The 13436-nt window shown below is 73.9% G+C and carries 10 protein-coding genes; 7 read left to right on the top strand and 3 right to left on the bottom strand.

Annotation, left to right across the window (positions count from 1 at the left end):
• A complete protein-coding gene (gene pflA, locus ACN27J_RS00525) occupies positions 1–732 on the top strand; it encodes a pyruvate formate-lyase-activating protein (RefSeq protein WP_421362204.1) in 732 nt (243 codons plus the stop codon).
• Positions 733–823: 91 nt separating this feature from the next.
• Here pflA and ACN27J_RS00520 read toward each other — a convergent pair whose 3' ends face one another.
• Both ACN27J_RS00520 and ACN27J_RS00515 read right to left on the bottom strand, forming a co-directional pair.
• Positions 824–2134: an FAD-dependent oxidoreductase gene (locus ACN27J_RS00520; protein WP_421362201.1), complete on the bottom strand. Its 1311-nt coding sequence runs from the start codon at positions 2132–2134 to the stop codon at positions 824–826.
• Positions 2135–2376: 242 nt separating this feature from the next.
• Positions 2377–2910 carry a cyclic nucleotide-binding domain-containing protein gene (locus ACN27J_RS00515; RefSeq protein WP_421362199.1) on the bottom strand — a complete coding sequence of 178 codons (534 nt, stop codon included), beginning with the start codon at positions 2908–2910 and terminating at the stop codon, positions 2377–2379.
• Between the two features lie 218 nt (positions 2911–3128).
• On the opposite strand from ACN27J_RS00515, the gene ACN27J_RS00510 reads away from it, so the two are divergent.
• From ACN27J_RS00510 to ACN27J_RS00495, 4 genes are all read left to right on the top strand, one after another.
• Positions 3129–4151 (top strand): Acg family FMN-binding oxidoreductase, encoded by a 1023-nt coding sequence (locus ACN27J_RS00510; RefSeq protein WP_421362196.1) that lies wholly within the window; start codon positions 3129–3131, stop codon positions 4149–4151.
• Positions 4141–8001 carry an Acg family FMN-binding oxidoreductase gene (locus ACN27J_RS00505; protein ID WP_421362194.1) on the top strand — a complete coding sequence of 1287 codons (3861 nt, stop codon included), beginning with the start codon at positions 4141–4143 and terminating at the stop codon, positions 7999–8001. The genes ACN27J_RS00510 and ACN27J_RS00505 overlap by 11 nt, the downstream gene beginning before the upstream one ends.
• Positions 7998–8876, top strand: a complete 879-nt coding sequence (locus ACN27J_RS00500) for a universal stress protein (protein ID WP_421362192.1) — start codon at positions 7998–8000, stop codon at positions 8874–8876. The genes ACN27J_RS00505 and ACN27J_RS00500 overlap by 4 nt, the downstream gene beginning before the upstream one ends.
• A 126-nt stretch (positions 8877–9002) precedes the next feature.
• Positions 9003–10679: a GAF domain-containing protein gene (locus ACN27J_RS00495; RefSeq protein ID WP_421372063.1), complete on the top strand. Its 1677-nt coding sequence runs from the start codon at positions 9003–9005 to the stop codon at positions 10677–10679.
• A 31-nt stretch (positions 10680–10710) separates the two neighbouring features.
• Here the strand turns inward: ACN27J_RS00495 and ACN27J_RS00490 are convergent, their stop codons facing one another.
• The gene (locus ACN27J_RS00490; RefSeq protein WP_123600861.1) at positions 10711–11349 is read right to left on the bottom strand and encodes a response regulator; all 639 of its coding nucleotides are present in this window, start codon (positions 11347–11349) and stop codon (positions 10711–10713) included.
• Positions 11350–11554: 205 nt separating this feature from the next.
• Here ACN27J_RS00490 and ACN27J_RS00485 point away from each other — a divergent pair, with 205 nt between their 5' ends.
• Together ACN27J_RS00485 and ACN27J_RS00480 are read left to right on the top strand one after the other, a co-directional pair.
• Positions 11555–12532: an Acg family FMN-binding oxidoreductase gene (locus ACN27J_RS00485; protein ID WP_421362189.1), complete on the top strand. Its 978-nt coding sequence runs from the start codon at positions 11555–11557 to the stop codon at positions 12530–12532.
• Positions 12529–13404: a universal stress protein gene (locus ACN27J_RS00480; protein WP_421362186.1), complete on the top strand. Its 876-nt coding sequence runs from the start codon at positions 12529–12531 to the stop codon at positions 13402–13404. Before ACN27J_RS00485 ends, ACN27J_RS00480 begins: the two co-directional genes overlap by 4 nt.
• Positions 13405–13436: the final 32 nt, after the last annotated feature.

Here is a 13436-nt window from a genome sequence, read left to right as displayed (position 1 = left end):
GTGACCACCGGGGCGGTCCACTCGTACGACGTGTCGATCGGGGTGGACGGCCCCGGTACGCGGTTCGTCGCGTTCCTCGCCGGCTGTCCGCTGCGCTGCCAGTTCTGCCACAGCCCGGACACCTGGTTCCGGCGGGCCGGCACCCCGACCACCGACGACGCGCTGGTCGCGCAGGTACTGCGCTACCAGCGGTTCATCTCGGTCGCCGGTGGCGGGGTGACGCTCAGCGGCGGGGAGCCGCTGATGCAGCCGGACTTCGTCCGCGCGGTGCTGCGCCGGTGCCACGACGCCGGGCTGCACACCGCGCTGGACACCTCCGGGTTCCTCGGCGCCCGCGCTGACGACGCGCTGCTGGACGCCACCGACCTGGTGCTGCTGGACATCAAGTCGTCCGATCCGCTGACCTACCGCCGGGTGACCCGCACCGGGCGGCTCGACCCGACGCTGCGGTTCGCCCGGCGGCTGGCCGACCGCGGCACCCCGATCTGGGTCCGGTTCGTGCTGGTGCCGGGGCTCACCGACGCCGAGTCGAACGTGGCCGGGGTGGCCGAGGTCGCGGCCGGTCTGCCGACGGTGCAGCGGGTCGACGTGCTGCCGTTCCACCGGCTGGGCGCGCACAAGTACGCCGAGCTGGGTCTGGAGTTTCCGCTGGCGGCGACGGCACCGCCGGACGACGCGCTGCTGGAGCGGGTCCGGGGGCAGTTCCGCGACCACGGGCTCACCGTCTACTGAGACTTACCGGCCGCTGAGACCTACCGGCTACTGACCGGCCCACCGGCACTACCCGACCACCAGCCCCACCGGCACTACCCGACCACCGGGCTCACCGGCTACCGACCTGGTCGCCGTAGGCCGCGGCGACCGGGCGGTCGGCCCGCCACGCCGGTGACCAGCGGAACCGGTGGGTGCCGCCACGCCAGCCGCCGCCGGCCGCCGACCTGACTGGTGCGGCGGCCAGTTCGGCGGCGATCTGCCGGACCTGGCGGTAGCCGGTGGCCATCAGGAAGGCCGACGCCCGGCCGTAGCTCTTGATGCCGACGACGAAGTAGCCCGGCTCGGGATGGCGCAGCTCGTCGACTCCGGGTGCCGGCGCCGACCAACCCCGGGCCGGCCCGGGGTCGAGCAGGGTGGCCAGGCCACGGCTGGTACCGAGCACCGGGTCCAGGTCGAGGCGAAGCTCGCCGGCGAGCCGGTGGTCGGCACGGAACCCGGTGGCGACCACCACCCGGTCGGCGACGACGGTCCGTCCGTCGCGGCTGGACAGCCGGACCGGGCCAAGGTCGGACAGCTGCTCCACCCGGTGCGTGACGAATCCGGTCTCCAGGGCGATCCGACCGACGTCGACCAGTTGGCGCAGCCGGGTGCCGATCGCCCCGCGTGCCGGCAACGCGTCGGCGGCACCCGGGGCGAAGATCGGATCGGCGGTGACCCGACGGACCGCCCAGGTGATCCGGGTGCCAGGCTGCTGGTCGGCCAGCTCGATCAGGTCGAGCAAGGTGTTGGCGGCCGAGTGTCCGGCGCCCACCACGATGGTGTGCCGGCCGGCATGTGCCGCCCGGTCGGCACCGAGCACATCGGGCAGGGCGAAGTCGAGATGGGCGGCTGCGGCCGGCTCGCCGAGCGCCGGCAGGCCCTCGCCACCCAGGTGGTTGGGGGTGTCCCAGGTCCCCGACGCGTCGACGACGGCGCGGGCCAGCTGTTCGGTGCCGTCGGCCAGGCGGGCCACGAACGGCGCGTCGACGCGTCCGGGGCCGCGCAGCCGGTCGACGCCGAGCCGGGTGATCCCGGTGACCCGGGTGCCGTAGCGGATCCGGTCGGCCAGCACTGGCAGCTTCGCCAGCGGCAGCAGGTACTCCTCGATCAGTTCGGCCCCGGTCGGGTGGTGCCCGGGTTCGGGTACCGACCAGCCGGCGGCGTCGAGCAGTCGGCCGGCAACCGGGTCGATGTTGTCCCGCCAGCTGCTGAACAGCCGTACATGCTGCCAGTTGCGGATCGCGGCACCGGCGGCGGCACCCGCTTCCAGCACCAGCGACGGGACCCGGTGCCCGGCGAGGTGGGCGGCGGCGGCCAGTCCCACCGGGCCGGCGCCGATCACGACCACGGGCAGTTGCCGGGCGGCGTACTCGATGCTCATCTGTCTCCTCTCGACGTGGTGGCGGCCAGCCGAGACGGCAGCACGCAGCGGGGACGTCCGTGAGCCGGCCCGTCACCCCATCAGCTGAATCGATGCCTGTCGAGACAACGCATCATGCTGTACCGCGCCCTGAGCTCCGGCTAGGCGGACACGCTTCCAACGACCACCCCACCGCAGGCGTTCGCACACCGGGTCCGATTACCGACCGGTCACTTCGTCGCGGCCATCACCCGTCGCGGCCATCACCCGTCGCGACCGGGCCGGCGGCCGGCCGGATCCACGTCAGCGGCCGGTCGGGACGGATCCTCGTCGATGGCCGGCGGATAGGCGTACAGCTCGGTGAGCCGGGTCCGGGCGGCGTGCAACCGGTCGACCACGACCCGCATGAATCGGGTGGTCAGCTCCCGGCCCAGGGCGTCGTCCTGGCTGATCAACCGACGGGTACCGGCCGCGTCGAACTCGATCGTCAGGGTCTGGTCCACCGCCACCGCCCCGAACTCCCAGCGGTACGGCGGAAACAGCCACGACCAGCCCAGCACGCTCCCGGCCGCAACCGTCTCAATGTCGATCTCGCCACGGCCCGGCACCTGGAAGTTCAATACCACCTGCCCGGTCCGCAGCAGCCAGAACCGGTCCGCCGTCCGCCCCTGCTGGAAGATCTGCTGCCCGCTGTGCCGGACCCCGGGGCGCGCCTGGTACGACAGCCGCTCCAGCCAGGGCCGGGGTAGGTCGGCCAGGAACGGGTGGGCGTCGAGCAGATCGATGGTCCGGATCATCGCTCCTCCGTCCGCTCACGGACACGTACCACGGACATCCATCGCAGCCGACGGTCCGCCCTGGGCGACAGGGCCGGAGGTCCCGCCCGGGCGGGACGCAGTGCCCGTAGGTAAGCGGCGCAATGCCCCTGCCCCGACGGACCGATCCGGACGAGAGTGGAACCGGGTGAGAGTGGAACCGAGCGAGGCGTGACGTGCGGAAAGGGTGGTGGGCGGCGATGAACGCCGGATGGATCAGGAACGGGCGGCCCGGTCCGCTGATGGCGGCCTGTCTGGAGGCCGCCGCCGCCGCGCCGTCGGTGCACAACAGCCAGCCGTGGCGGTTCCGACCGCACCCGACCGGCATCGAGGTGCTCGCCGACCGGCGCCGACAGGTCGACCTGGTTGACCCGGCCGGCCGGGAGTTGACCATCAGCGTCGGCGCCGCCGTGTTCAATCTGCGGGTGGCGATGCTGGCCCACGGTCGGATACCGGTGATGCGGCTGCTGCCCGAACCCGACGATCCGGACCTGCTGGCCCGGATCGCGGTCGGACCGCCGATCGAGACGGACGAGACGGTGCGGCTGCTCGCCCGGGCGGTAGCGCACCGGCGCACCAACCGACGCCCGTTCGCCGACCTGGCGGTGCCCGGCGAGGTGCTCGACGAACTCGTCGCCGCCGCCCGGACCGAGCACGGCTGGCTGGCCGTCGTCGACCCGATGATGCGCTCGTCGGTTCTGGCGCTGATCGGCACCGCCGAGGACCGCCGCCGGGTCGACCCGGCGTACTGGGCGGAGCTGGAACGGTGGACCCGGGACCGACCGGGCCGGCTCGACGGCGTACCGCCGCAGGCCTTCGGGCCCTGGCCGGTCCCCCGCACCGTGCCGGTGCGCGACTTCGGACTGGTCTGGCCGGCCCCACGGCGGCGGGTCGCCGCGTTCGAGGAGGACCCGGTCCTCGCCGTGCTGTACACCGTCGGCGACAGCCCGCGGGACTGGTTGCGGGCCGGGCAGGCGCTGCAGCGGGTGCTGCTCACCGCGACGGTACGCGGCCTGGCCACCACGCTGCTGACCCAGCCGCTGGAGTTTCCCGAACTGCGTGACCTGCTCGGCTGCCAGCAGGACGGACGGCGGGCGCAGGCGATCATCCGGATCGGCTACGGACCGCTGAGCCCACCGGTGCCCCGCCGGCCGCTCGCCGAGTTGCTCGAACCCGCGCCGGCCCAGGCGGTCGACGCGGTGGGGGTGGCCGGTGCCAGTTGACACGCGACCGATCGTCGATCCGGGCGTACCTGCCGTCGATCCCGGGCCAACGGTCGACCCGGGTGGGCTGGACGCCGCCGAGGTCGCCCGGCGGGTTATCGAGTACGGGCCGAACGTCGTGCCGGGCGGGCCCGGCCGCGCCGGGCTGATCCGGCGGGTGGTTCGCCAACTGAGCGACCCGCTGGTCGTGCTGCTGCTCGCCGCCGGGGTGGTCACCACGGCACTCGCCGACTACCCGAACACGGTGGTGATCCTGCTCGTCGTGGTGGTGAACACCGGCATCGGGGTGGTGCAGGAGGTCCGGGCGGACCGGGCGATCGCTGCCCTGGACCGGCTGGCGGCACCGGTGGCCCGGGTGCTGCGCGACGGAGTCGACCGGGTCGTGCCGGCGGCCGAACTGGTCCCGGGCGACCTGGTCAAGATCACCGCAGGCGACATCGTCCCCGCCGATCTGCTCCTCACCGCCGCGACCCGGCTGCGCTGCGACGAGTCGACGTTGACCGGTGAGTCGGTGCCGGTGCGGCGCGACGACGGTGACGTGGCCCACGCCGGCACCGTCGTCGTCGCCGGCCGGGCGACCGGCACCGTCACCCGGACCGGCGCCGACAGCTCGTTGGGGCGGATCGCGGCGTTGATGCGGCGTACCCGCCCCGGGCCGACGCCGCTGCAGCTGCGGCTGACCCGGCTGAGCCGGGTGCTCGGGGCGACCGCCGTGCTGCTGTCCGGTCTGGTGTTCCTGATCGGCCTGGGCGGTGGGCAGCCGGTCGCCGAGCTGGCGGTCACCGCGGTGAGCCTGGTCGTCGCGGCGGTGCCGGAGTCGTTGCCGGCGGTCGTCACCCTCGCTCTGGCGCTCGGCGCGCACCGGATGGCCCGGGCCCGTGCGGTGCCACGGCGGCTACCGGCGGTCGAGGCGCTCGGCTCGGTGACCGTCGTCGCCGCTGACAAGACCGGCACCGTCACCGAGGGACGGATGGCCGTGCAGCGGGTTGTCACCCCGGTCGCCGAGTACACCGTGGACGGCTTCGGCTACCGGCCGACCGGGCGGATCGTCCGCCGCAGCGCCGACGGCACCGCCGGCGTACCGGTCGGTGTCGCCCCGGACGACCTTCGGCAGCTGGCCCGGGCCGGGCTGCTGTGCAACGACGCGGAGCTGACCGCGCCGGACCGGGACGGCGACGCCGCAGACCGCGACGCGCAGCACGGCGGCACGGCGAACGGCGGTACCCCGGACTGGCGGGCCGTCGGAGATCCGTTGGAGGCCGCGCTGGTCGCCTTCGCCGGCCGGACCGGCCTGGACGCCGACGAGATCCGCCGGGCCTGGCCCCGGGTCGCCGAGCACCCGTTCGACCAGACCCACCGGCGGATGACCACGGCGCACCGCACCTGTGACGGCCGGTACCTGCTCGTCTGCAAAGGCGCTCCGGAGACGGTGCTGACCGCTGAGGTCACCGACGCCGATCCCGGGCAGCTCACCGTACTGCTCGACCAGGCCCGGCGCCTCGCCGACGCCGGGCTGCGGACCCTGGCGGTCGCGGCGGCGGTCGTTACGACCTTGCCCGATCTGGCCCACCCCGGCGGGTTGCGGCCGCTGGGGCTGCTCGGGATCGGTGACCCGATACGGGCCGATGCCCCCGACGTGGCCCGGACCTTCGCCGCCGCCGGGATCCGGCTGCTGCTGGTCACCGGAGACCACCCGGGAACCGCCGCCGCCGTCGGCGGCCGGTTGGGGATCTGGTCCGCCGGTGACCCGGTCGCCACCGACCCGGCCGCTCCGGAGCAGGCGCGGGTGTTCGCCCGCATCCAGCCGGAGCAGAAGCTCGACGTGGTCGCCGCGCTGCAGGCCCAGGGACATGTGGTGGCGATGACCGGGGACGGGGTCAACGACGGCCCGGCGCTGCGCCGGGCCGACGTCGGGGTGGCGATGGGCGGCGGTACCGACGTCGCCCGGCAGGCGGCCGACCTGGTCCTGGTCGACGACCACCTCGGTACGGTGGCGGCCGCCGTCGGTGAAGGGCGGCGAATCTACGACAACGTCCGGCGGTTCCTGCGGTACGCGCTGGCCGGTGGGGTGGCCGAGCTCGCGGTCATGCTGCTCGGCCCGCTGTTCGGGCTGGCGCTGCCGCTGCTGCCCGGTCAGATTCTCTGGATCAATCTGCTCACCCATGGCGTGCCCGGCGTGGCGCTGGGCGCCGAACCGGCCGAGCCGGACGTGCTGCGTCGACCACCCAGACCGCCCACCGAGTCGGTGCTCGGCGCCGGCCTGCTCACCGGGGTGCTCACCACCGGCGCGTTGATCACAGCGGTCACCCTGGCGGCCGGTGTCGCCGCGTACCACGCGGGCCGGCCCTGGCAGACGATGGTGTTCGTCACCCTCGGGCTGGCCCAGTTGGGCGTCGCGCTCGCGGTCCGGGCCCGCCGGGGCACGGCGACGGAAGGCCTCCGACGGGGTACGGCGGCGGCCGGCGACCGGCGGCGGATGGCGAACCCGGCGTTGGTTCTCGCGGTGGCCGGGGCAGGTCTGCTGCAGCTCGCCGGGGTCTACCTCGGCCCGCTGCGCACGCTGCTGGGCACCGAGCCGCTGGCCCTGACCGAGTTGGCGGCCTGTGCCGCTGTCGCGGCGCTGCCCGCACTGGTGTTACATCTGTCCCGGAGCGGGAACGGACGTGGTTCGGGTCCGGATTCCCCGCGTCCCGTCGGCCACGCGCCGGCGGCGGAGCAGACCCTGACCAGGAGGCAGCAGATGGACGAGGCGACCGCCAAGGGGACCAGCACCGGGACCGGGACCGGGATCGGGATCGGAACCGGGACCACCGCCGACACGGCGGTGCCCGGCGTCGACCCCGCGACCGCCGACCGGCCGTTGGCCGCCGTGCTGGCCGAGGCCGCCGCGGCGGCCGGCTACGCGCCGTCGGTGCACAACACCCAGCCGTGGCAATGGCGGGTCCGGCCGGACAGTCTGGAGCTGCGCGCAGCCCGGGACCGGCAGTTGCCGGCCACCGATCCGGACCGCCGGTTGCTGATTCTCAGCTGCGGTGCCGCGCTGCACCACGCGAGGATCGCGCTCGCCGCCCAGGGCTGGACGGCGCAGGTGCAACGGCTGCCGGAGCCGGCCGAGGAGGACCTGCTGGCGGTGCTGCGGCCCACCGAACGGATCCAGGTTCAGCCCGACACCATCCGGATGTTCCAGGCGATGCAGGTGCGGCACACCGACCGCCGACCGGTCAGCGACGAACCGCTGCCGGTCGCGGCGGTCACCGCGATCACCGCCGCCGCCGGAGCCGGCGTCCAGCTGCAGATCCTCTCCTCCGACCAGGTGATGCTGCTCGCGGCGGCAGCCAGCCGGGCGGAGGAGGCCGAGTCGGAGGACCCGCAGATCCGCGGCGAACTCGACTACTGGACCGGGCTGGGCACCCCGCCCGGCACCGGACTGCCCGAGGAGGTCCTGCCGGAGCGGGCCGCGCAGACCACGGTGCCCGGACGTGACTTCGGCCGGGCCGGTACCCTGCCGGTCGGCGGCGGGCACGACCGGACCGCCGTCTACGCCCTGCTCTTCGGCGACGACGACGAACCGGCGTCGTGGCTGGCCGCTGGTGAGGCGCTCTCGTCGGCCTGGCTGACCGCGACCGAACTGGGCATCTCGGTGGTGCCGCTGAGCGGGGCGGTCGAGGTGGCCGCCACCCGACAGACGTTGCGGCACATCCTCGCCGGGCTCGGCTACCCGTACCTGGTGCTGCGGCTCGGCATCGCCAGCCCGGACCACGCCGGCCCGCCGCATCCGCCGAGGATGCCAGCGACGCAGCTGGTGGACACCAGTGAGGTGCACACCACGAACCCTGAGGAGGGCCAATGAATCCCGAGGGACCCGTGCTGGTCGGTGTCGACGGTTCCGAGGCCGCGGTGCAGGCCGCCCGGCTGGCCGCCCGGGAGGCAGCGATGCGGCGGCGCCCGCTGCGGATCGTGCACGCCTTCCTCTGGCCGGCGGTGCAGGCGCCGATGGCCTTGGCACCGGCGGTGCCCCCGGAGGGCGAGGTCGAGCGGTACACCCGGGAGATCGTCGACGAGGCGGCCCGGGCGGCGGCCGACGAGGCGCCGCAGATCGAGATCGCCACCCAGGTGGTCGACGGGGCTGCCGCTGTGGTCCTGCTCGCCGAGGCCCGCTCCGCCGCACTGGTCGTCCTCGGCGACCACGGGTTCGGACCGATCTCCGGTGCGCTGATCGGCTCGGTCGCCTCCCAGGTGGCGACCCACGCCGACGGTCCGGTGCTGGTGGCCCGGGGCGACTGTGATCGCAGCGGTCCGGTGATCGTCGGAGTGGACGGCTCCGAGCTGTCCGCCCAGGCCGTCGAGTTCGCCGCCGAGGCGGCCGACCTGCGCGGTACGGAGCTGCTCGCGGTCCACACCTGGACCCACCCGCCGTCGATCGGCCCGGGTGACATGCAGCCGCTGGTCTACGACGCGGCGGCGCTGCAGAAGGAGGAGGAGGCGCTGCTCGCCGAGTCGGTCGCCGGGGTCCACCAGCAGCACCCCGATCTGACGGTACGGCAGTTGTCGGTTCAGGGTCGGGCGACGAAGGTGCTGACCGAGGAGTCGGCCCGGGGGCAACTGCTGGTGGTCGGCGCCCGCGGGCGGGGCGGCTTCACCGGTCTGCTGCTCGGCTCGGTGAGCAACGCCCTGCTGTACCGCAGTCAGTGCCCGCTGGTCGTGATCAGGTCGGACCGGCACTGAGCGGAACCGGCCCGGACCGGCAGGCACCCCGAGCCGGGCGTGTCCGGCGGCGGGCCGGTTAGCATCGTCGCTGTGAGCGCCGCGATCCCCCCGCCGGACGAGCACCGCGACGTGCCGTCGCTCGGGCTGACCCCGCTGTCCCGGGTCCGACTGGACCAGCTGCTGCAGGAGATGCTCGACCGGGTCGGCGAGGTCGTCACCAGTCGGGAACGGCTCCGTGCGTTGCTCGACGCGGTGGTCGGCATCGGCACCGACCTGGAGCTGCACAGCACCCTGCGGCGCATCATCGAGGCAGCGTGCGGGCTGGCCGGAGCCCGGTACGGCGCCCTCGGGGTGATCGGCCCGGACCGGCAGCTGGTCGATTTCGTCACCCACGGCATCGACCCGCAAACGCACGCCGCGATCGGTGACCTGCCGCACGGTCGCGGCGTTCTCGGCCTGCTCATCGACGATCCGGCACCGGTGCGAATGCCGGACATCACCCGGCACCCCCGGTCGTACGGGTTCCCGCCGCACCACCCGCCGATGCACAGCTTCCTCGGGGTGCCGCTGCGCATCCGCGACCAGGTGTTCGGCAACCTGTACCTGGCCGAGAAGCAGGGTGCGGCCGAGTTCACCGAGGACGACGAGGAGATCGTGACGGCGCTGGCCGCCGCCGCCGGCGTGGCGATCGAGAACGCCCGGCTGTACGAGTTGGCCAACCGGCGCGAACGTTGGCTGGCCGCCACCGCAGAGATCACCGGGGTGCTGCTCGGCACGGTGCGGCGCACCGACGCGCTGACCCTGGTGGCCCGGCGGGCGCGCGAGGTGGCCGAGGCAGAGATGGTCCTGGTCCTGGTCAACGACGACGAGGCGGCCCAGTTTACGGTCGAGGTGGTGGACGTACCACAGGGGTCGACCTCCGGGCTGGTCGGCGCGGTGCTACCGGCCGGTGAAACCAGCTTCGCCGGCGCGATCACCAGCGGTGAGCCGATCATGGTGGAAAGCCTGGCTAAGGCCGCGCCGTGGCCGGTTCCGGTCACCGCCGGACCGGCGGTGATCTCTCCCCTGACGGTCGCGGAGACGCTGCACGGCGTGCTGGTGGTGGCGCACCGGGCAGATGCCGCCGGGCCGACCGACGGGGACGCGCCGCTGCTGGCCAGCTTCGCCGGTCAGGCGGCGCTGGCCATCGAGCGGGCCCGGGCGCAGGAGGAACGCGAGCTGCTGGTGGTGCTGGAGGACCGGGAACGGATCGCCCGCGACCTGCACGACGTGGTGATCCAGCGGCTGTTCGCCACCGGGCTGCAGTTGCAGAGCGCGATGCCGCTGTGCAATGGCCGGCCGGAGATCGGAAAACGGATCAACACCGCTGTCGACGATCTGGACTCCACCATCCGGGACATCCGCCGGGCGATCTTCGAGCTGCGTACGCCGATGAGCGCGGCGCTGCGCACCGAGTTGCGCGAGGCGGTCGACCTGGCCGCCGACGGGTTGGGCTTCCGGCCCGCCCTGCAGCTGGACGGGCCGGTGGACAGCGCCGTGCCGGACCAGATCCGTCCGGACCTGCTGGCGGTGCTGCGGGAGGCGCTGTCCAATGTGGTACGGCATGCTCGGGCGAGTCAGGTGGCGGTACGGGTGTCGGCACTCGAAGGTGAACTCGCGCTGACGGTGACCGATGACGGTGTCGGGGTGGACCCAGCCACCGCCCGGGGCGGGCTGGTCAACATGCGGGAACGTGCCGAACAGCGCGGCGGGGCCTTCTCGGTGGCCGCCGGGGATCCCCGCGGCACCATCCTGACCTGGAAGGTCCCGTTACGGGACTGATCTCACCCGGCAGAATGCCGCTGGCCCAGGGTCAGTGCCGCGGGCCCAGCAGCCGGGTGGCGAGCACCGCCGCCTGGGTCCGCCGCTCCAGGCCGAGCTTGGCGAGCAGGCTGGAGACATAGTTCTTCACGGTCTTCTCGGCAAGGAACATCTTGCCGGCGATCTCCCGGTTGGTCAGCCCTTCGGCGACGTACTCCAGGATTCGGCGTTCCTGCTCGGTGAGCGACTTCAGCTCGTGCGGCTCCTCGACCCCGCTGCGGATCCGCTCCAGCACCCGGCGGGTCACCGCCGGGTCGAGCAGCGACTGGCCGGCCGCGACCCGGCGCACCGCGTCCACCAGGTCGGTGCCCCGGATCTGCTTGAGCACGTAGCCGGCGGCACCGGCCATGATCGCCGCGAAGAGCGCTTCGTCGTCCTCGTACGAGGTGAGGATGAGCCCGTTGATCGACGAGTCGACGGCCCGCACGTCCCGGCAGACGTCGATGCCGTTGCCGTCCGGCAGTCGGGCGTCGAGGATCGCCACGTCCGGACGCAGGGCCGGAATGCGCCGGGCCGCCTCCTGCGCGGACCCGGACTCGCCGATCACCTCGATGTCACCGCTGCTCTGCAGCAGGTCGGCAAGGCCACGGCGGACGACCTCATGGTCGTCGAGCAGGAAGACGCGGATCATCCCCTGTTTCTACCCTGTCGCGGGGCGCCGCGGCCAGGGACCAAAGTCCCGGGTGCCAGGGCCGGCCAGGACCGGGTGCCGGTGACGGTGGGGTGCGGCAGGCGACGGTGGGGTGCGGCAGACGAGACGGACGGGCCCGGTGGCCCGGGAGAATCCGGGACGTACGACCCTGCCGGTGCCGCCCCGGACCGGGCACCGTGTAGTCATGCTGACCACCACGTTCACCATGGCCCAGCTGCGTACCGCGGTGACCGCGGCGGTCCGCGCTCCGTCGCTGCACAACAGCCAGCCGTGGCGGTTCCGGCTGGTCGACGGCGCGATCGAGCTCCGGCTCGACCCGGACCGGCTGCTCACCGCCTGCGATCCGACCGGCTGGGCCGCCCGGATCGGCTGCGGGGCCGCCCTGTTCAATCTACGGCTCGCCCTGGTCGCCGCCGGCACACCGGCCGAGGTCCGGCTTCGCCCCGAGCCGGCCGACCCGTGGCTGCTGGCCCGGCTGGTGCCCGGACCGCCGCGGCCGGCCACGCCGGCCGAGTCCCGGCTGTACGCCGCGGTGCCACGCCGGCACAGCAACCGGCTGCCGTTGCGGCCGGACCCGGTGCCGCCGCCGGAGCGGCGGCGGCTGATCGAGGCGGCCCGGGCCGAGGGCGGCTGGCTGGAGCTGGTGGTCGGCTCAACCGCCGTCACCGCCGTAGCGGAGATCGCCACCAGCGCCAACCGGGTGCTCGACCGGGATCCCGGGTACCGGGCGGAAGTGGCCCGGTGGACCCGGCACTTCCCGGCACCGGACGGGGTGCCGGCGGCCGCCGGTGGACCGGTCGCGGAGCCGCACGACCTACTTCCCCGACGACCGTTCGGTAGCACCCGCCGCGCCCCGGGACGCGATTTCGAGTCCGAACCGCTGGTGGCGGTGCTCGGCGCGACCGGCAACACGCCGAGCGACCAGCTCACCGCCGGGCAGGCGCTGCAGCGGGTGCTGTTGACGGCCACCGACGCTAGCCTGGCGGCGTCGATGCTGTCCCAGCCGATCGAGGTCGCTCAGGCCCGCGAGCAGCTCCGGCTGGCGCTCGGACGGTTCGGAACACCACAAATGGTCATCAGGATCGGATACGGTCAGCCCGGCCGACCGACGCCACGTCGGGATCCGGCCGACGTGATCGACACGGTCCGGGAGGAACGATGAGTGACCCGATCGTCGCAGGGGTGGACGGATCACCGGCCAGCCTGTGCGCCGCCCGACACGCCGCCGAGGCCGCGGTCCGGAACGGCGCGCCGTTGGTGCTGGTCCACGGCTATCTGCACGCCTTCGGGTACGGGATCCCGATCAATCCGTACGACGGTGAACTGCCCGGGCCGAACGAGGAAGGTGAGCGGATGCTCGCCGAGACCGCCGCGCAGCTGCGCGCCGAGCGGCCCGGCATCACGGTGCAGACCCGGCAGGTGGCGGCCGGTGGGGCACCGACGCTGATCGAGGAGTCCCGGCACGCGGAGCTCGTGGTGGTCGGCAGTCGGGGTCTCGGCGGTTTCGCCGGGCTGCTGCTCGGCTCGGTCAGTTCACAGGTGGCCGGGCACGCGCACTGCCCGGTGCTGGTGGTCCGACCACCGGACGCGCCGGTCGAGGCGGACGGCCCGGTGCTGGTCGGCGTCGACGGGTCGGCGCACGCGGAACAGGCCCTGCACGTGGCGGCCGACGAGGCCGCCGCGCGCCGGGTCGGGCTGGCCGTACTCCATGTCTGGTGGCCGAGCCCGATGCGGGACAGCACCGAAGTCGCGGCGCCGGCCGACAGTGCCCGCCGGGAGGCCGACGAACTGCTCGACGCCGCGGTCGCCGCCGTCCGGCGACGCCATCCGGACCTGCCCATCGAGCAGCGGCCGTTGGAAGGGGTCGAGGCGGACGCAGTGATGGTCGAGGCGAGCCGCAAGGCAGGTCTGGTGGTGGTCGGTTCCCGCGGTCGGGGTGGCTTCACCGGGCTGCTGCTCGGCTCGGTCAGCCAGACGCTGGTGCACCACGCGCACTGCCCGGTGCTGGTGGCCCGCCCGCATTCGCACCGCTGACCGGCCCGCCAGCCGGGTCGGACGTCCCGGCC

Source organism: Solwaraspora sp. WMMB762 (genome assembly GCF_049179115.1).
In the GTDB taxonomy this organism is placed as follows: domain Bacteria; phylum Actinomycetota; class Actinomycetes; order Mycobacteriales; family Micromonosporaceae; genus Micromonospora_E.
Note: the sequence above shows the minus strand (reverse complement) of the source record. Positions and strands in the feature narration are given on the sequence as shown.